General features: G+C 49.7%; 18 protein-coding genes and 1 tRNA gene. 9 read left to right on the top strand and 10 right to left on the bottom strand.

Translation table 11 applies throughout. The features are described from left to right. Positions 1-160: 160 nt before the first annotated feature. The 3 genes from lpxL to NC856_RS15735 form a co-directional block, all read right to left on the bottom strand. Complete coding sequence (lpxL, locus tag NC856_RS15725; protein ID WP_264091437.1) at positions 161-1,084, bottom strand: LpxL/LpxP family Kdo(2)-lipid IV(A) lauroyl/palmitoleoyl acyltransferase; 924 nt, start codon at positions 1,082-1,084, stop codon at positions 161-163. 164 nt (positions 1,085-1,248) lie between these two features. Further along, positions 1,249-1,407 carry a hypothetical protein gene (locus NC856_RS15730; protein ID WP_264091394.1) on the bottom strand — a complete coding sequence of 53 codons (159 nt, stop codon included), beginning with the start codon at positions 1,405-1,407 and terminating at the stop codon, positions 1,249-1,251. A gap of 73 nt (positions 1,408-1,480) precedes the next feature. Next, positions 1,481-1,642 (bottom strand): YnfU family zinc-binding protein, encoded by a 162-nt coding sequence (locus tag NC856_RS15735; protein WP_264091395.1) that lies wholly within the window; start codon positions 1,640-1,642, stop codon positions 1,481-1,483. Positions 1,643-1,760: 118 nt separating this feature from the next. Here NC856_RS15735 and NC856_RS15740 point away from each other — a divergent pair, with 118 nt between their 5' ends. The 4 genes from NC856_RS15740 to cmoB all read left to right on the top strand — a co-directional run bounded on the left by NC856_RS15740 (position 1,761) and on the right by cmoB (position 5,046). Further along, positions 1,761-2,576 (top strand): DUF72 domain-containing protein, encoded by an 816-nt coding sequence (locus NC856_RS15740; RefSeq protein ID WP_264091396.1) that lies wholly within the window; start codon positions 1,761-1,763, stop codon positions 2,574-2,576. 178 nt (positions 2,577-2,754) lie between these two features. Beyond that, positions 2,755-3,150 (top strand): MAPEG family protein, encoded by a 396-nt coding sequence (locus tag NC856_RS15745; RefSeq protein ID WP_264091397.1) that lies wholly within the window; start codon positions 2,755-2,757, stop codon positions 3,148-3,150. A gap of 184 nt (positions 3,151-3,334) precedes the next feature. Next, positions 3,335-4,078, top strand: a complete 744-nt coding sequence (gene cmoA / locus NC856_RS15750) for a carboxy-S-adenosyl-L-methionine synthase CmoA (protein ID WP_264091398.1) — start codon at positions 3,335-3,337, stop codon at positions 4,076-4,078. Then, positions 4,075-5,046 carry a tRNA 5-methoxyuridine(34)/uridine 5-oxyacetic acid(34) synthase CmoB gene (gene cmoB / locus NC856_RS15755; RefSeq protein WP_264091399.1) on the top strand — a complete coding sequence of 324 codons (972 nt, stop codon included), beginning with the start codon at positions 4,075-4,077 and terminating at the stop codon, positions 5,044-5,046. The genes cmoA and cmoB overlap by 4 nt, the downstream gene beginning before the upstream one ends. A 242-nt stretch (positions 5,047-5,288) precedes the next feature. Here cmoB and cutC read toward each other — a convergent pair whose 3' ends face one another. Together cutC and NC856_RS15765 are read right to left on the bottom strand one after the other, a co-directional pair. After that, a complete protein-coding gene (gene cutC / locus NC856_RS15760; RefSeq protein ID WP_264091400.1) occupies positions 5,289-6,050 on the bottom strand; it encodes a copper homeostasis protein CutC in 762 nt (253 codons plus the stop codon). Between the two features lie 206 nt (positions 6,051-6,256). After that, positions 6,257-6,802, bottom strand: a complete 546-nt coding sequence (locus NC856_RS15765) for a VOC family protein (protein WP_264091401.1) — start codon at positions 6,800-6,802, stop codon at positions 6,257-6,259. 631 nt (positions 6,803-7,433) lie between these two features. Here NC856_RS15765 and argS point away from each other — a divergent pair. Continuing rightward, positions 7,434-9,164: an arginine--tRNA ligase gene (gene argS, locus NC856_RS15770; RefSeq protein WP_264091402.1), complete on the top strand. Its 1,731-nt coding sequence runs from the start codon at positions 7,434-7,436 to the stop codon at positions 9,162-9,164. 69 nt (positions 9,165-9,233) lie between these two features. Here the strand turns inward: argS and murJ are convergent, their stop codons facing one another. Continuing rightward, positions 9,234-10,772, bottom strand: coding sequence for a murein biosynthesis integral membrane protein MurJ (gene murJ, locus NC856_RS15775; RefSeq protein WP_264091403.1), 1,539 nt, complete (start codon positions 10,770-10,772; stop codon positions 9,234-9,236). A gap of 255 nt (positions 10,773-11,027) precedes the next feature. Beyond that, positions 11,028-11,612: a ribosomal protein S5-alanine N-acetyltransferase gene (rimJ, locus tag NC856_RS15780; RefSeq protein WP_264091405.1), complete on the bottom strand. Its 585-nt coding sequence runs from the start codon at positions 11,610-11,612 to the stop codon at positions 11,028-11,030. A 307-nt stretch (positions 11,613-11,919) separates the two neighbouring features. On the opposite strand from rimJ, the gene mdtH reads away from it, so the two are divergent. From mdtH to NC856_RS15795, 3 genes are all read left to right on the top strand, one after another. Then, on the top strand, positions 11,920-13,125 hold the full coding sequence (mdtH, locus tag NC856_RS15785; RefSeq protein WP_264091406.1) for a multidrug efflux MFS transporter MdtH: 1,206 nt from the start codon (positions 11,920-11,922) through the stop codon (positions 13,123-13,125). A gap of 238 nt (positions 13,126-13,363) precedes the next feature. Then, the gene (gene grxB / locus NC856_RS15790; RefSeq protein WP_264091408.1) at positions 13,364-14,011 is read left to right on the top strand and encodes a glutaredoxin 2; all 648 of its coding nucleotides are present in this window, start codon (positions 13,364-13,366) and stop codon (positions 14,009-14,011) included. A 213-nt stretch (positions 14,012-14,224) separates the two neighbouring features. After that, a complete protein-coding gene (locus NC856_RS15795; protein ID WP_264091409.1) occupies positions 14,225-14,788 on the top strand; it encodes a lipoprotein in 564 nt (187 codons plus the stop codon). Between the two features lie 60 nt (positions 14,789-14,848). Here NC856_RS15795 and NC856_RS15800 read toward each other — a convergent pair whose 3' ends face one another. After that, complete coding sequence (locus NC856_RS15800; RefSeq protein WP_264091410.1) at positions 14,849-15,424, bottom strand: TorD/DmsD family molecular chaperone; 576 nt, start codon at positions 15,422-15,424, stop codon at positions 14,849-14,851. Positions 15,425-15,456: 32 nt separating this feature from the next. Then, complete coding sequence (locus NC856_RS15805; protein WP_264091411.1) at positions 15,457-16,194, bottom strand: phosphatase; 738 nt, start codon at positions 16,192-16,194, stop codon at positions 15,457-15,459. 266 nt (positions 16,195-16,460) lie between these two features. Between NC856_RS15805 and NC856_RS15810 the strand changes: the two genes are divergently transcribed. After that, positions 16,461-16,550, top strand: a tRNA-Ser gene (locus NC856_RS15810). Between the two features lie 152 nt (positions 16,551-16,702). Here the strand turns inward: NC856_RS15810 and rmf are convergent. Then, positions 16,703-16,870: a ribosome modulation factor gene (gene rmf / locus NC856_RS15815; protein WP_009113168.1), complete on the bottom strand. Its 168-nt coding sequence runs from the start codon at positions 16,868-16,870 to the stop codon at positions 16,703-16,705. Between the last annotated feature and the right edge of the window lie 25 nt (positions 16,871-16,895).

Consider the following 16,895-nt stretch of genomic DNA (forward strand, 5'->3'; position numbering starts at 1 on the left):
AGTTTGCTCAGGCCGTGAAAAAAAAGGCGACCGAGATCAGCGCGGCAGAAAATAAGTATAGTTGATAAATGTCAGGCCATTAAACGTTGGTTCGAAACAGAAACCGGCCACAAAACCGAAGAAGTCGGGACGACAATAAACATGATTGAAAAATAATGCATTAGATATACAGAGGGGGATCACCTTGAGGCCGTGTTTTAAAACGCCGGTGTAACCAAAGATATTGCTCTGGCGCGCGCATAATTTCATCTTCAATCGTTTTATTCAGATAATCCGCCGCCGACAGGCTGTCGTCATAAGGATAATTTTCCAATACAGAAGAAATGATCAATTGATAGCCCTGTCCGCCAGGTTTACGGATCACCACCGCTGTCACCAATTCAGGTCTGGCATGCTTAGCGATAATAAATGTCCCATTGCTGGTGGCGGCACGATCCACCCCAAAAAATGGGACAAATACGCTGCCCTTTATCCCCGGATCCTGATCGGGAGCAAACCACACCACCCCGCCATTTTTTAATGCATGAACCATCAAGACCAATTTTTTTCGGTCAACCAAGATATTTCCCGATCTTGAACGTCCCCATTTTTGCACTCGTTCCATGACTTTATTGTTATGAGGCCGATACATAACGATCATCGGTTTGCAATGGCCCAAAATACGGAAATGTAATTCCAGCGTCATGAAATGCACACCAATAACGATAACGCCGTTGCGTTTATTTTCTGCTGCGTGCAGATGCGCCAACCCCGCGATATCAAACCACTTTTTGATGCGTCGATCGGACCAGAACCATGCCATCCCCGTCTCCAGCAATGCGATTCCCAGAGAGGAAAAATTATCGGTTAATTTAATTTCGAGTTGCTGGAGGGTGATATCAGGAAAGCAAAGAGTCAGATTACGTCGGGCAATCGCCGCGCGACGCTTTAAAAAACGTATCGACTGGCGTCCCAGCCAACCGCCAAATCTGACCAGTGCGGGATAAGGTAATTGAACCAACAGAAATAACAATCCCAGACCAAGCCATAATAACCAGTAGCGGGGATGAGCATAGTTAAAAAATACGTTGCAGCGGTTAATCATCATGCTTATCTCTAATTATCAGTCTGTTATCTACAGCGTAATATTTTAATGAAATAAAATTACTTCCAAATGACATTTATAATTTACGCTCTGTGATTTTTTAACGGAGAGAAAAACCCTTTTTATTCATATGTAAGGTCGCTCCGGGCAGGATAAAAATATTTTTATGCACGTAATTTTTCGTATTCTTCCGCCAGCAATTCATAAACTTTGCTAAATCGCTGCTGAATAATCAATGGTTGCCCTTCCCTTGCCGCCAGTACGCCGGAAAGAATCACACAGGTCTGTGTAAATAAAAATACTTTCAGTTCTTCTTCTGTCATGGAAATGTTCCTGTATTGGCGGGGATTAAGCCTGTACGGTGACCGATGGAAAATGAATTTTGAGCGATATTTTTTATTTATCTCTTGGCAGAAAATATAAGCCACATTTAGGACAAATAATCGTGATGTTTTCACGCAGTCGGTTTCTACTTTGCTCAGTGACATGGGCACATATGGGACAAGCTACTTTAACTGATCCGCGACTGAACATCCGAAGGACATTCAAAATAAACATATTTTTTACCTTGAAACTGTATGGATATTCAGTGTACACCTTAATTTCACCAATAGCTCCTGATACATTCTTAGTATATAAAACTAACCATGTAATTTTAGCGAAGAAGATCGAGATTATGTTATTTGTCGGTTTACCGCAGTGGCAACATGCGGCCTGGAGTCGCTTAGGGCTGTACGATCTGGCTGATTACGCCCGCTATTTTAACTGTGTGGAAGGCAATACCACATTCTATGCCCTGCCTTCCCGTGATGTGGTGCTGCGTTGGCGTGATATGACACACGATGATTTTCGTTTCTGCTTTAAATTTCCCTCCCGCATCAGCCATCAGGCGGCTTTACAGCATTGCGATAACGACGTGCTGAGTTTCTATCAGTGTCTGGCGCCCTTGGCCGAGCGCATCGGACAACTCTGGATCCAACTGCCCGCCGCGTTCAGCCCGACACAACTGCATGTACTGTGGCAGTTTCTCGATACCTTGCCGCAGACCTTCTGCTACGGAGTAGAAGTCAGGCATCCGCTGTTTTTCGCCAAAGGCGATGAAGAGCGCCGTCTGAATCAGGGTTTACAACAGCGCGGCGTCAATCGCGTCATTCTTGATAGTCGCCCGGTCCACCATGCGGCGCCAGACAGCCTTGCCATGCGTGAAGCCCAGCGCAAAAAGCCGCGTCTGCCGGTACATGCCGTGTTAACCGCGGCACAACCGATCATTCGCTTTATTGGCAGTGAGAATGCCCTGGAGAATCGGCATTGGTTTCAATCGTGGCTGAATAAGCTACCGCAGTGGCAATCCGCACAACCATTTTTGTTTATTCATACCCCCGATATCGGCAACGCGCCCCGACTGGCCCAGCAACTCTGGCCCTTGCTGGCTGACGTCCTGCCTGCCGTCCCCCCGATACCGGGCTGGCCACAGCAGACTTCGTTGTTTTAAACATGTCGTTTTAAACATGTCGTTTCGCCTGTCGTCTGCGTATCCGGCCATGCTTTTTATTTATGGTAGGATGCGTGTCATATAATTCAGATAAAAATAATTGGCTTGGCAGGCGACAGTTCTGTCAGGGAAAGCTATTATTCCGCCAACCGGTTTCGGTTAGGTTATGGAGTGAAAAATGGTAAGCGCGCTCTACGTAGTGCTTGGCGCATTGTTGTTGATAAAGCTGTCCCTTGATGTCGTTAAACTCAGAATGCAGTACCGCGTAGCCTACGGTGATGGCGGTTTTTATGAGCTTCAAACGGCCATTCGCGTGCATGGTAATGCCGTGGAATACATTCCCATTGGCGCTATCTTGTTGGTTCTGATGGAAATGAATGGCGCGATAGTTGCAATGATTCATATCTGCGGACTATCACTGATCATCGGGCGTTTATTGCACTATCACGGCCTGCGCCATCGTGAATTCCGCTGGCGGCGAACAGGCATGATGGCCACCTATGTGTCGCTGGTATTGATGATATTGATCAATCTCTATTATTTACCCTGGGAACTGATGTTTACCTTGTACTGATCCGCGACTCACCAGCAGGTCACTTAGCGCTACGGATGAAACCGCCCTCCTTCATCCGTTTTCTGCGTTCCATTAGCCTCGTATCGTCATAACCATGTGCGTTGTCGAGACAACAGCGCATGCTTTATTGTTTCATTCTGCTAGAATATCGCTCTTCGATTCTTTGCTCAGCCTTATTTCCGTCATGCCAAACCGCGATATGCTTTTTTCCGCCCCTATTGCCAATCTGGGCGACTGGACCTTCGACGAACGGGTCGCCGAGGTGTTTCCCGACATGATTCAGCGCTCTGTTCCCGGCTATTCCAACATTATCTCCATGATTGGCATGCTTGCCGAACGCTTTGTTCAGCCTGAAAGTCAGGTTTACGATCTGGGTTGCTCTTTGGGAGCGGCCACGCTGTCGATGAGACGAAATATTCGCGTGCCGGGTTGCAAAATTATCGCGGTCGATAACTCGCCGGCGATGATCAAGCGTTGCCGCAACCACATCGACGCCTTCCGCTCCACGACGCCGGTGGACATCATTGAGTCCGATATTCTGGATATCGAAATAGAAAATGCCTCGATGGTAGTGCTGAACTTTACACTCCAGTTTCTGGAAACCGCCAACCGGCAATTGCTGTTGAACCGCATCTATCAGGGTCTCAATCCCGGCGGCGTTTTGGTGTTGTCGGAAAAATTCAGTTTTTCCGATGCAGAAATCGGCGAGTTGCTGTTCAACATGCACTTTGATTTCAAACGGGCCAACGGTTACAGCGAATTAGAAATCAGTCAGAAACGCAGCATGCTGGAAAATGTGATGCTGACGGATTCAGTGGAAACTCATAAGGAGCGTTTAAAACTGGCCGGTTTCGAGCACCGCGAAGTCTGGTTCCAGTGCTTTAATTTCGGTTCTTTATTAGCCGTCAAAACAGGGAAGTCCGCATGATCGATTTCGGCAATTTTTATCAGCAAATCGCCAAAGGGCCGTTAAGTCACTGGTTGAATACGTTGCCTCCGCAGTTGAGCCGCTGGCAGCAAGAGTCCTTGCATGGGAAATTCAAGCTATGGTTTAACACGCTTGAACACCTTCCCGCATTAACACCAACTTCGCTGGATCTGACGCACAGCGTCACCGCCCGCATGGAACCCGATATTTCCACCGGTCAACGTGAAGGCATTGACATGCTGTTACGCAATCTGATGCCCTGGCGCAAAGGCCCGTTTTCTCTTTATGGCGTAAATATCAACACCGAATGGCGTTCTGACTGGAAATGGACGCGCGTGTTGCCGCACATCCGTCCGTTAAAAGATCGTCTGATCCTGGATGTCGGTTGCGGCAGCGGTTATCACCTATGGCGCATGGTGGGAGAAGGCGCGCGCATGGCGATCGGCATCGATCCCATGCAGTTGTTTTTGTGTCAGTTTGAAGCGGTTCGCAAGTTGCTTGGCGACGATCAACGCGCTCACGTATTGCCGCTTGGCATTGAGCAATTACCTGAACTGGCGGCATTTGATACCGTATTCTCAATGGGCGTGCTCTATCACCGCCGTTCACCGCTCGACCATCTATGGCAGTTGAAAAATCAACTGGTATCTGGCGGTGAGTTAGTACTGGAAACGCTAGTGGTTGAAGGTGATGAACATCAGGTGCTGGTGCCTGGAGAACGCTATGCGCAGATGCGCAACGTCTATTTCATTCCTTCCGCTGCGGCACTCACAAGGTGGCTGGAAAAATGCGGCTTTATTGATGTGCAGGTGGTGGATGTTTGTACCACAACCACGCAGGAACAACGACGCACTGATTGGATGATTACCGAGTCACTGGCGGATTTTCTTGATCCCAACGATCAAAGCAAGACGGTGGAAGGCTATCCGGCCCCGTTGCGCGCGGTATTGGTTGCCCGGAAACCTTAGTTATCGCGTAGCAATGTTTGTCATCACAAATAGCGCGCCTGAGTATTTACTCACTCTAAACATTGATTTTCCATACCGCGGAATACTCATTAACCAATTAATTTAAAGAAAAAAAGCCCCGACAACACGCCGGGGCCTGGTACTCGCAAGCAAACCGGATGGTATGCTGCGCGGCAAGGGATAAATGAGTGATCACGAGACAGACATTGTCAGTCTCGCTGACGCTAACTAACCGACGAATATCACGAAACGGGTGAGGTTTCACGATCCGGGCTCAACGCCCGCTTCATGGCGGCTACCACATCAGCATCCACGCGATACCGACTGAATTCATCCATGTCGGTATTATCTCCGCACATGGAAACACCGATTTTTCGGTAGCGCATCACGGATGGCGTCTGCTGTCCGGCTGAACTGTGCAACTCCTGAATGCCGCTTTGCTGGAACTTTTGCAGGTTGGTGAGACGAACACCGGAACCAGCCATAATGATTGGACCACGACTAGCCTGAGTTAGTTCACGTAATAATATCAATCCATTTTCCGCCGTCTGCTGTTGCCCTGACGTCAGGATGCGGGACACGCCCAAATCCGTTAGTTGCTCTAATGCCAGATGCGGGTTGAGGCACATATCGAAAGCGCGATGAAATGTCACCGACATGCCTTGCGCCAGCGACATGATTTGCTTCATTCGGGGCAAATCGATGTGTCCTTCTGGATCCAGTATCCCCACCACCAGCCCCGGAAATCCCATCGCCTTGATTTGTTCCACCTCATATTTGATCGTTGCAAATTCTGTTTCGCTATAGCAGAAATCACCACCACGGGGCCGGACAATCGGATGAACGGGAATCGTTACCTGGTCGCGGGCAAGACGCAACATGCCATATCCGGGCGTTAAACCGCCCTCTCGTTGTCCGGCGCAAAGCTCAATACGATCCGCGCCAGACTGCGCCGCCGTTATCGCGCACTCGACGCTGTAACAACATACTTCCAGTTTTGTCATAGCCACCTCTATTTCAAACCAATGAACACCAAATATTTTCCTTAAAGGGAATAGTTAACTATGACATTCAGGCTCGTTTTATGAGTAGACAAGAGTCACAATGAAGGTAACGCTCGGCGAAATAAATATGACATAAACCACAATTTCGTTAATGTATCCACGTCAGGTCGTTATGATCTAAACGACCTGCAACTTTTCTTTATTGCCTATTCGCCATTTTCGCTGGCGACAATATCGCGAATATCATAAGGATGAAATTTGAGGGTGACTTTTCCTCTGGTAACCGCCAACGTGGGATTGGGAAGCCGCTCGTTCTCACCTTGCGGTGAACTGAATTTAAGCTTTATCCCTGGCGCGCGTAATGCTTCATCAGATAAACAAGCCAACGCCCGTTGATGCAATGTTGCCGCATCGCCCGGTAATACCAGTTCTATATGTTCCCACCCTTCATGGGGATAATGCTGCTTACCCGGCCAGGGTAATTCAATGCAATCAATTTCCCATGGCCCGATTTTGATTACCGAATCTAATATGAAAAGACAGATGGCGCGGCCATTAATCATCTTCTCGGATAGCAATGCGCCGTTACCCGACAGTTCGGTTTTCCAGCGTTCCGCCGTGCTGTGCTGATGGCAGCGCAGAGAGAGGTGATCGGCATGAAATGACATTAAATCAAGTTGAAGATCCGCAGCCAATGCCATGAGCTCCTTTTCAAAACGCGCCAAATCCTGGGTTAATGTTTCAGACAGCATGCAAGAAAACTCCTAACTGATTTTTAACGATATTTTATATAAATCCATACATCAATCACATCCAGATTCATAAAAATCTTTGATGTAATCAGTAAATGATTTATATCTTAAATCTATTTAATAAAAAAAATAAAACATTAAATACAATGGGATAAAAAACCCAACAGCATGATTAATAAATAAAAAACTTAGCGACTTCGGATAATTGAGATAACTCTCATCATGTTATCTGGGAGTTATCTTAAATAAAAAGCACCCCATTGTACGATGAAAAAAAACAAGATACTCTGATTCAAGTTAATATACAGAGAGGGTGAAGGATATGATTTTGTTAATTATTTCAATATTGCTGGTGATAATTGCAGCATATGCGATTTTTCGTCACTTTAAAACTAGAAATGAGCTTAAAATCGGCGCCAATCCTCGCAGCCGAAAACGTTAAATAAATAATTAATTATTCTGCCGCATTCCGTTCCACACTAATAAAGATAATCCACTTTTTAACTTCCCTATCATCCGTTTTCCACTTCATTGTGAGCCTGTCATGTTCTGCTGCCAATACGCCCGTTTGCTGACTCATAAAGGCAAATATGGTATAAGCAGGGCTTGGTTTTTTATTTAAGGTAACCCGGTGAATATTCAGGCTCTTCTCTCCGAAAAAGTCAGTCAGGCCTTGGCCGCGGCGGGTGCGCCGCTCAACAGCGAAGCGCAAGTTCGTCAGTCCGCAAAAGCACAGTTTGGCGATTACCAAGCGAATGGTGTTATGGTTGTGGCAAAGACACTTGGCATGCCCCCACGCCAGTTGGCGGAAAAGGTGCTCCAGCATTTAACGCTGGATGGCATTGCCGCGAAAACAGAAATCGCAGGCCCAGGTTTTATCAACATTTTTCTTGATAAACGATGGGTCGCCGGTCAGGTAGAGAACGTGCTGAACGCGCCAAAACTTGGGGTCGCCCCGGTTAAGCCGCAAACCATTGTTATCGACTATTCCGCGCCCAACGTGGCCAAAGAGATGCACGTCGGTCACCTGCGCTCCACCATCATCGGTGACGCGGCTGTCCGCACATTGACGTTTCTCGGCCATAATGTGATTCGCGCCAACCACGTCGGCGACTGGGGTACGCAGTTCGGTATGTTAATCGCCTATCTTGAGAAAGTGCAGAATGAAAACGCCAGCGAGATGGATCTGTCGGATCTTGAGGCATTCTATCGTGAAGCGAAAAAACACTATGACGAAGAGGCCGAATTTGCCGAGCGCGCGCGCGGCTACGTGGTAAAACTTCAGGGCGGCGATGAGTATTGCCGTCAGATGTGGCGCAAGCTCGTCGATATCACCATGACGCAGAACCAGCTTAATTATGAGCGTCTCAATGTCACGTTGACCAAAGACGATGTGATGGGTGAAAGCCTGTACAACAGCCTGTTGCCAGACATTGTGGCTGATCTTAAAGCGAAAGGTCTGGCGGTTGAAAGCGAAGGCGCGACAGTCGTATTTCTTGATGAATTTAAAAACAAGGAAGGCGAACCGATGGGCGTCATCATCCAGAAAAAAGATGGCGGCTACCTTTACACCACCACAGATATCGCCTGCGCGAAATATCGCTACGAAACGCTGCATGCCGATCGTGTGCTCTACTATATCGATTCCCGTCAGCACCAGCACTTGATGCAAGCCTGGGCCATTGTGCGTAAAGCCGGTTATGTTCCCGACAGCGTCAGCCTGGAGCATCACATGTTCGGCATGATGCTGGGGAAAGACGGCAAACCGTTTAAAACGCGTGCCGGCGGCACCATCAAGCTGGTTGATTTGCTGGATGAAGCCTATGAGCGAGCCTACAAGCTTATCGCCGCCAAAAACCCGGAGATGTCCGCGGATGAGTTAAGCGCACTGGCGAATGTGGTTTCCATCGGCGCCATCAAATATGCCGACCTGTCGAAAAGCCGTACCACCGATTACGTGTTTGACTGGGACAACATGCTGGCATTCGAAGGCAACACCGCCCCTTATATGCAATACGCCTATACTCGCGTGGCATCGATCTTTAAACGCGCTGGTGTGCAGGAAGCGGCGTTGACTCAGCCCGTACAACTGACCGAAGATCGCGAATTGGCGCTGGCAACTCGTTTACTACAATTTGAAGAGACGATCACCACCGTGGCGCGTGAGGGGACGCCGCACGTCATGTGCGCCTATCTTTACGATGTGGCGGGTCTGTTCTCCGGCTTCTATGAGCATTGTCCGATCCTGAATGCGGAGAATGAGGATGTCCGTCAGAGCCGCCTTAAACTTGCGTTGCTGACCGCCAAAACGCTCAAACAAGGTCTGGATACATTGGGTATCGAAACGGTCGAGAAGATGTAACGCCTGATTGTCCGGCATTACACAGCAAACGCCATTGGCACAGCCAATGGCGTTTGCTTATGCGGCGTTTCAGCCAGCACTATGTCGGGCAAAATCCCGCGGACGAAAGCCTAACAGCGCCAGCGTAACGAAGTACGCGCCCGCCCCTGCAACCACCATGACCATCAGACGTGCTATGCGATGCGTCATGCTGCCGATATCCCAAGCCGGCATCCACCACAACAGGCCAATCAGCACCAGCGCCATCACCACGACCGCCACGCCCAGTTTTAGCAGAAAAGGCGTCCAACCTGGCTGCGGATGAAAAATATCCTGCTTACGCAACTGCCAGAACAACAAGCCCGCATTGATACAGGACGCCAACCCGATAGACAGCGCCAACCCCGCGTGCTGCAACGGCCCGATGAAAATCAGGTTCATGATCTGCGTCAGAATCAACGTGACGATCGCAATTTTCACCGGCGTTTTGATATCCTGCCGTGAGTAAAAACCAGGCACCAGAACCTTGACGACGATCAACCCCATCAGCCCCACCGAATAGGCAATCAGCGCGCGCTGCGTCATCGCCGCATCAAAGGCGTTAAATTCGCCGTACTGAAACAGCGACACGGTTAATGGCTGCGCCAAAATGCCTAACGCCACCGCACTCGGCAACGCCAGAACAAAGCACAGCCGCAATCCCCAATCCATCAAGCGCGAATACTCATCAACGTTGCCGCTGGCAAAGCTTTTCGCCAATGAAGGCAGCAGGATGGTGCCCAGCGCCACCCCCAGCACCCCGGAAGGAAACTCCATCAACCTGTCGGCGTAATACATCCACGACACCGAACCTTCAACCAGAAAGGAGGCGAAAATAGTGTTGATGATCAGTGAGATCTGGCTGACAGAGACGCCAAGGATAGCTGGCCCCATCAGCCTCATCACCCGCCAGACGCCTGGCTCGCGCCACTTAATACGCGGCAACACCAGCATGCCAATCTTTTTCAGATAGGGTAGTTGGTAGCCCAACTGGAGCAGGCCGCCAACCAGCACGGCCCACGCCAGCGCCATGACCGGCGGATTGAAATAGGGCGCGGCAAACAGCGAAAAACCGATCATGCTGACATTGAGCAGCGTGGGAGCAAACGCCGGTACGGAGAAACGGTTCCAGTTATTCAGTACCGAGCCCGCCATCGACGCCAGCGAAATCAGCAAGATGTAAGGGAACGTCACGCGCAGCAGCGCGGTGGTCAGTTCAAAACGCTCCGGCGTGGCGGCGAAACCGGGCGCGGTCACCATAATCACCCAGGGCGCGGCCAGCATGCCGGCGATGGTCACCAATGCCAGCGCCAGCGTCAACATACCGGAGACATAGGCAAGAAAGGTACGCGTCGCTTCTTCACCCTGCTGACTCTTGTACTCCGCCAAAATAGGGATAAAAGCCTGGGAAAATGCCCCTTCGGCAAAAATGCGCCGCAGCAGATTGGGCAGTTTAAATGCAATAAAGAAGGAGTCCGCCACCATGCCAGCCCCGAAAACGCGGGCGATAATGGCATCACGCACAAAACCTAAAATGCGTGACAGCATGGTCATGGCGCTGACGGCGCTCAGTGATTTAAGTAAATTCATCCGATTAATTCTGAAATGTCCGAGGACGATTATTGACCACGTTGGGATCATCCTGATTGCGGGATCCGGTTAGTCTACGCATTGCGCGTGTAATAGCTACCGAACATTGTAACCATCGCTGAATATTTCAGCTTTTTCTCAGCATTCTCTTCGATCGTTCGTAACGCGTTTCCCCAGCGGTGGCGGCCGCTCTTCCAACAGACAGCCAATCACGCTGGCTGCTGGTACACATGGCTGATATTTCATCATTATTCCTTAACGCTGCGGTATCCACTCATGGTTGATCAGTACGGTCAAAACATGATCCTGCCATTTGCCGTCAATCAACAGATAGTCTTTCGCGTAACCTTCGCGTTCGAACCCCAGCCTGACCAGCAAATTACCGCTACGATGATTATGCGGCATATGGTTAGCCATGATCCTGTGCATATGCTGGTGGCGCTGCATGTAACGTAACGCGGGTTTCAGCGCCTCATACATCAGCCCCTGCCCTTGCCATTTTTGCCCCAGCGAGTAGCCAAGATAGCAGGCATGAAATGCGCCGCGCAGCACGTTGCTAAAATTAGCCACGCCCATGACCTCATTTTCATTGGGGTCCAGCAGCAAAAAATAGTAGGCGCTGCCCTGTTTATGCATATCGTTGATGACACTCAGCCGCGCCTGCCAGCCGGACGGGTAGCAATGGCTGACATCACGCACCGGTTCCCAGGGCCTGAGAAAATCACGATTTTCCGCATAGTACTCAGCCAGCCGCCATGCATCACGCTCATGAGCTAAACGCACCACTAACCGATCGGTGACTAAATGAACTTTTGCTGGCATAGAACGATAGCCAAACATTCCTTCCCCCAAATAGCCGTTGCTTCGATAAGTAAAATTTATCGGGGTTAAAACAAATATTTTCTGACAGCAGAAAATACCGCATATGACTGATGATACTCACTATAACCGCATAAATTCTCTGGCGTAAAATCTCCATCGCCGAGTTATTGTCCAATCGAATCGGTAAAATTATTTTTTATGCTGAAAGTGCTACTCAGATAACGTTCCGTCGATAAAAAAATATTATCTATTAACGGGCTATCCCAAATAGGAAATAGGGTACAAAATAATCACGTCGGTTATTTTTCCTTTTTTGTGGTGATACATGCCGCTGATGTCGCGAGCTCGGAGTCTGGGCAAATATTTTTTATTGCTGGATAATATGCTGGTGGTTCTGGGGTTTTTCGTTGTTTTTCCCCTTATTTCCATTCGTTTTGTCGATCAGCTTGGCTGGGCGGCATTGTTAGTCGGTATTGCGCTGGGGTTGCGCCAGTTGATTCAACAAGGGCTGGGCATTTTCGGCGGTGCCATTGCCGACCGTTTCGGCGCCAGGCCGATGATCGCCGCGGGAATGTTGTTACGCGCCGTCAGTTTCATTTTCATGGCGATTGCCGATGAACCCTGGCTCTTGTGGCTCTCCTGCCTCCTGTCAGGTTTGGGCGGAACGCTTTTCGATCCGCCACGCACCGCGCTGGTCATCAAACTGGTTCGTCCGCATGAACGTGGTCGATTTTACTCCCTGCTGATGGTGCAGGACAGTGCGGGTGCGGTGATCGGCGCCCTGCTCGGCAGTTGGCTGCTTCAGTACGACTTCGAAATCGTCTGCTGGGTGGGCGCGGTGATCTTCGTCCTGGCGGCCCTGGTGAATCTGTGGTTGTTGCCCGCATACCGTATCTCGACGGTTAAAACCCCTATTCTGGAAGGCATGACGCGCGTTATTCGCGATCGGCGCTTCCTGACCTATGTGCTGACCCTGACCGGTTATTATATGTTGGCGACGCAGGTGCTGTTGATGTTGCCTCTGATGGTGAATGAAATCGCCGGCACCCCCAGCGCGGTAAAATGGATGTATGCGATTGAAGCGATGCTATCGCTAACACTGCTCTACCCCCTCGCACGCTGGAGCGAAAAACGTTTCCGGCTGGAACAACGCCTGATGGCCGGTCTGTTTCTCATGTCAATGAGTATGTTCCCGATCGGCCTGACCAGCGGTTTGCAAACGTTGCTGATGCTCATCAGCCTGTTTTATCTCGGCGCCATCATTGCAGAGCCCGCGCGTGAAACACTGAGCGCGTCACTGGCCGATGCCCGCGCCAGAGGCAGTTATATGGGATTCAGTCGTCTTGGGCTGGCGCTGGGCGGCATGATTGGCTATAGCGGCGGTGGCTGGCTGTTTGATGCCGGGCATGCCCTGAATCAGCCGGAGCTCCCCTGGTTTATGCTGGGCGCCATTGGTTTTCTCACGCTGGCCGTGCTTCACTGGCAGTTCAATCAACGCCGCATCGAACCGGCGATGTTGAGTGGCCGCTAGATTTTGGCTTTACCGATGATTTGATCTCACCGGTAAAGCACTCCATACTTTCCCAATACATTCAAATAATTGTTATCGATTATTTGTGGCGTATATGCCCGGCCGCATTTGCGGCCATTGCCTTATACCCCGCGTCGTGATGTGACATTCTGTCGGTGTTGCGCGTACGCCAGCCATGCGCAAACATGCCGCCACATCGCAGACAACGGGTACATCAGTGAACCAAAGGATAACAAGTATGAAGTTATATATTTACGATCACTGCCCCTTTTGTGTAAAAGCCCGGATGATTTTCGGCCTGAAGAATATCCCTGTTGAACTGCAAATATTAGCCAATGATGATGAGGCGACGCCCAAGAAAATGATTGGCGAAAAAATGGTGCCGATCCTGCAAAAAGACGATGGCAGCTTCATGCCGGAAAGTATGGATATTGTTCATTTCATCGATAATTATGACCAGAAACCGCTTCTGACCGGACCGACCAATCCGGCAATCGACGCCTGGTTGCGCAAAGTATCCGATTATACGACACGTCTGATTATTCCGCGTTTTGCTCAGGCGGCATTCGAGGAGTTTGCCGCGGCTTCCGCCCGTCAGTATTTCATCAGCAAAAAAGAAGCCCAGATAGGCAGTTTTGCGGAACACCTTGACCATTCACCCGGTTTGATTAAAAAGCTGAATAACGACTTACAGGAACTGGACCCGCTGATCGTTCGATCCAATGGCTGCAATGGCGAACTGTCGACGGACGATATCCATCTGTTCCCGCTGCTGCGCTCCTTGTCGATTGTCGCTGGCGTCACGCCGCCGTCACGGGTTACCGCCTACCGCGACAATATGGCCAAACAGACTCAGATCACCTTGCTGAGCAGTCTGGCGCAATAAATCTTGATGCAATAAACCCTTGTTTTGCCGCTTCGCCATGAAGCGGCATTCTCCGCGTCGCATAGGATAACGTTCACCAGTGCTCTGTCCGCGCGCGCCAGACACCTTATTTTCAGTGCTATCTGATTGGTCTGGCCGGGGTAAACATGCACGCTGTGCTTGCATGTGAATAACTGGATTACACACCAAAAAAACCTGATTGAGGTTAATGAAATGAAGAAGTTAGGAATAGCGGCAATGGCATTGCTGCTTGTTTTTTCGCTAAGCGGTTGCAACAAACTGACGCAATACACACTGAGCGAACAGGAAGTGAACGAGTACCTGCAAAAACACAATGATTACAAAAAACAGTTGGGCGTTCCCGGCGTAGTGGATGCCAATATCGTGCTGACCGATTTAGCCAGTCAGATTGGCAGAGCCGAACCAGGGAAAATAACCCTATCAGGCAACGCCAAAGTGGACATCAGTTCGCTGCTCGGCAACCAGAACGCCGACCTGAAACTGACCCTGAAAGCCCAGCCGGTATTCGATAAAACCCAGGGTGCGATCTATCTCAAAGAGATGGAACTGGTGGATTACACCGTTCAGCCGGAAAAAATGCAGACAATGATAAAGACCTTAAGTCCTTATCTGGATCAATCGCTGAAAAGTTATTTTGATCAAAAGCCAGCTTACATTCTGAATGCGGATAACAGCACTACCGAAGCGCTAGCAAAGAAAATGGCTAAAGGCATTGAAATCAAACCGGGACAAATAGTCATTCTGTTCACCGACTAACCGCGCCCGTTCAACAGCGTTGGCGGCATGATTTCCGCCAGCGCCCATCCAATTTTCCGGCTATTCTTCGTTGTTATCCGCCGTGTTATTAACGTCTTCTTCCAACTCATCACGCATAGCATCCAACGCCTCACGGCAAACGACCGCCAGTGTGCGATAAAATGGCGTTACGGCATGGCTTTCCACCTTACCCAGAAAACGATGACTCCAGGGCAACAAATAATCATCAAACAAGGCGATCTGTGCCGCTGTTTCATCTTCCTGTGAGTGATCCTCCAGCCAGGATGCCGCCAGCAACAGCGCGCCAAAGTGATCGACCGCCCCGACATTCAACGGCATACCACGCGCCTGCAAAAAGCTGCGCACATCCGACTGTTCATCATCAGTTTCATAGGCGGAACGCCAGGGCGGTACGGCGCAATTATCACCAATAAACAACGCCTGATAATCCGCTGCCATCGCTGTAAGATCGACGCCTTTTTCCAGCCGCTCCAGCAAGGACTCCTGATCCAGCGGCCAATGCTGCTGAAGTTTGCCCTCTTTAATGAGCGTGAGCACCGGCGCTAATACCGGATCTTGCGGCTGACGATAAAACAACGTGCCCAATATACGGCACACAATAGAAAACTCGTTCATTCAAAAACCTGTTAATTATTTAAGTGACAATGTCACAAATCAGCTAACTCGGCGATTGCCGGTCTGCCTCGCTGTTCAAGAAAATCCAGCACTCGTCGGGGGCTTACGTTTAAAATCCGCGTCTGCGGAAAATTCACTTCCTGCAAAATACGTTCGCAGTGGGTGAAGTCTCCCAGAGAAAAGGCAATATGGGAATCAGAACCTAAAGAAAGTACCCCGCCGGCATCACGCACTGCTTCGGCAATGGCACGACAATTCGGTTCGCTTCCCTGGCGGGAATGCATAAAGGATGAGTTATTGATCTCCAGCGCAACATGATATTTAGCGGCAGCTTCCGCGATAGCCCGAATGTCTACGGGGAATTTCGGGTTGCCGGGGTGACTAATGATATGCGCATCGCCATTCGCCATGGTAGCAATCATCGCTTCCGTATGGGTATCGCGATCCTGAGGTGGAAAAACCGGTTCATGAAACCCGGCAATAATTAAATCGACCTGCTCCAACATCGGCCCGGTGCAATCAATCTCACCTTGCCTGTTTTTTATATTGGCCTCGATGCCACGCAGAATACCCACACCATCAACCAACCGTGGCCAGACGCGCATATTCATAAAATGCCAATAGTGCGGCGCATCGGCCATATCCGGGCCATGATCTGTAATAGCGAACAGGCGAATATTTTTTTGCTGCGCCTCAGCGATATAGTCATGCAGCGTGCTATATGCGTGGGTACTGGCAACGGTATGCATATGTAAATCGACGGGATACATGTTTTCTCCTGGTCAGCATTAAGTCAGCAGCATAACATTTTTAGCTTTATCACACCGCCGACAAAACAATTCAATAACCCAAGATTAACACAATTAAAACATTGTTTATGGGAAGAGGTTAAACGATACAAACAGCGGAACTGGCGAGTAAAGCAACAAATTGCCTTAAGTTTAGCTAAACGCGCGCATTAGGGCAGAAGTTTGTTGACGCTGTTACGCAATTTCCCTACATTAGCGCCGTCGCGGTATAACGTACTGCTGACGCCGGTGAGGTGTCCGAGAGGCTGAAGGAGCACGCCTGGAAAGTGTGTATACGTGAAAACGTATCGAGGGTTCGAATCCCTCCCTCACCGCCATATAGCGAAAAGAAAATGCCCTTGACTCACGTCCAGGGCATTTTCTTTTAGACGTAGTGAGACAGTAGTGAGTCCGTATCCCGCGCCCTGCCCGACGTACTATATAAAAGCCTCCGCAAAAGCGGAGGCGTTCCCTCATCATGACAAGACGGTTAAGCGGTAACCGCTTTGTCCTCCATGGCTTGTCGCCAGCCTCCCAACCAGTAGGACCGGGCATTTATTGATTGATAGGGACAAAGTTCCCTCGGTCTGCCGGAAATACCCGCTTGATAGCCACGTGAATGAGCCCGTTCCAGGCGATCGCGTTTCTGTCTCTTCATGCCTTATTTCCCTCATTATTTATCT

It is taken from the genome of Brenneria izbisi, from assembly GCF_025840185.1.
Classification (GTDB): Bacteria; Pseudomonadota; Gammaproteobacteria; order Enterobacterales; family Enterobacteriaceae; genus Brenneria; species Brenneria izbisi.

What these genes read in the sequence shown, in the direction of transcription:
- lpxL (WP_264091437.1), bottom strand. Translation starts at nt 1,084, where the DNA reads ATGATTAACCGCTGCAACGTATTTTTTAACTATGCTCATCCCCGCTAC.
- NC856_RS15730 (WP_264091394.1), bottom strand. Translation starts at nt 1,407, where the DNA reads ATGACAGAAGAAGAACTGAAAGTATTTTTATTTACACAGACCTGTGTG.
- NC856_RS15735 (WP_264091395.1), bottom strand. Translation starts at nt 1,642, where the DNA reads ATGTTTATTTTGAATGTCCTTCGGATGTTCAGTCGCGGATCAGTTAAA.
- NC856_RS15740 (WP_264091396.1), top strand. Translation starts at nt 1,761, where the DNA reads ATGTTATTTGTCGGTTTACCGCAGTGGCAACATGCGGCCTGGAGTCGC.
- NC856_RS15745 (WP_264091397.1), top strand. Translation starts at nt 2,755, where the DNA reads ATGGTAAGCGCGCTCTACGTAGTGCTTGGCGCATTGTTGTTGATAAAG.
- cmoA (WP_264091398.1), top strand. Translation starts at nt 3,335, where the DNA reads ATGCCAAACCGCGATATGCTTTTTTCCGCCCCTATTGCCAATCTGGGC.
- cmoB (WP_264091399.1), top strand. Translation starts at nt 4,075, where the DNA reads ATGATCGATTTCGGCAATTTTTATCAGCAAATCGCCAAAGGGCCGTTA.
- cutC (WP_264091400.1), bottom strand. Translation starts at nt 6,050, where the DNA reads ATGACAAAACTGGAAGTATGTTGTTACAGCGTCGAGTGCGCGATAACG.
- NC856_RS15765 (WP_264091401.1), bottom strand. Translation starts at nt 6,802, where the DNA reads ATGCTGTCTGAAACATTAACCCAGGATTTGGCGCGTTTTGAAAAGGAG.
- murJ (WP_264091403.1), bottom strand. Translation starts at nt 10,772, where the DNA reads ATGAATTTACTTAAATCACTGAGCGCCGTCAGCGCCATGACCATGCTG.
- rimJ (WP_264091405.1), bottom strand. Translation starts at nt 11,612, where the DNA reads ATGTTTGGCTATCGTTCTATGCCAGCAAAAGTTCATTTAGTCACCGAT.
- mdtH (WP_264091406.1), top strand. Translation starts at nt 11,920, where the DNA reads ATGCCGCTGATGTCGCGAGCTCGGAGTCTGGGCAAATATTTTTTATTG.
- grxB (WP_264091408.1), top strand. Translation starts at nt 13,364, where the DNA reads ATGAAGTTATATATTTACGATCACTGCCCCTTTTGTGTAAAAGCCCGG.
- NC856_RS15795 (WP_264091409.1), top strand. Translation starts at nt 14,225, where the DNA reads ATGAAGAAGTTAGGAATAGCGGCAATGGCATTGCTGCTTGTTTTTTCG.
- NC856_RS15800 (WP_264091410.1), bottom strand. Translation starts at nt 15,424, where the DNA reads ATGAACGAGTTTTCTATTGTGTGCCGTATATTGGGCACGTTGTTTTAT.
- NC856_RS15805 (WP_264091411.1), bottom strand. Translation starts at nt 16,194, where the DNA reads ATGTATCCCGTCGATTTACATATGCATACCGTTGCCAGTACCCACGCA.
- rmf (WP_009113168.1), bottom strand. Translation starts at nt 16,870, where the DNA reads ATGAAGAGACAGAAACGCGATCGCCTGGAACGGGCTCATTCACGTGGC.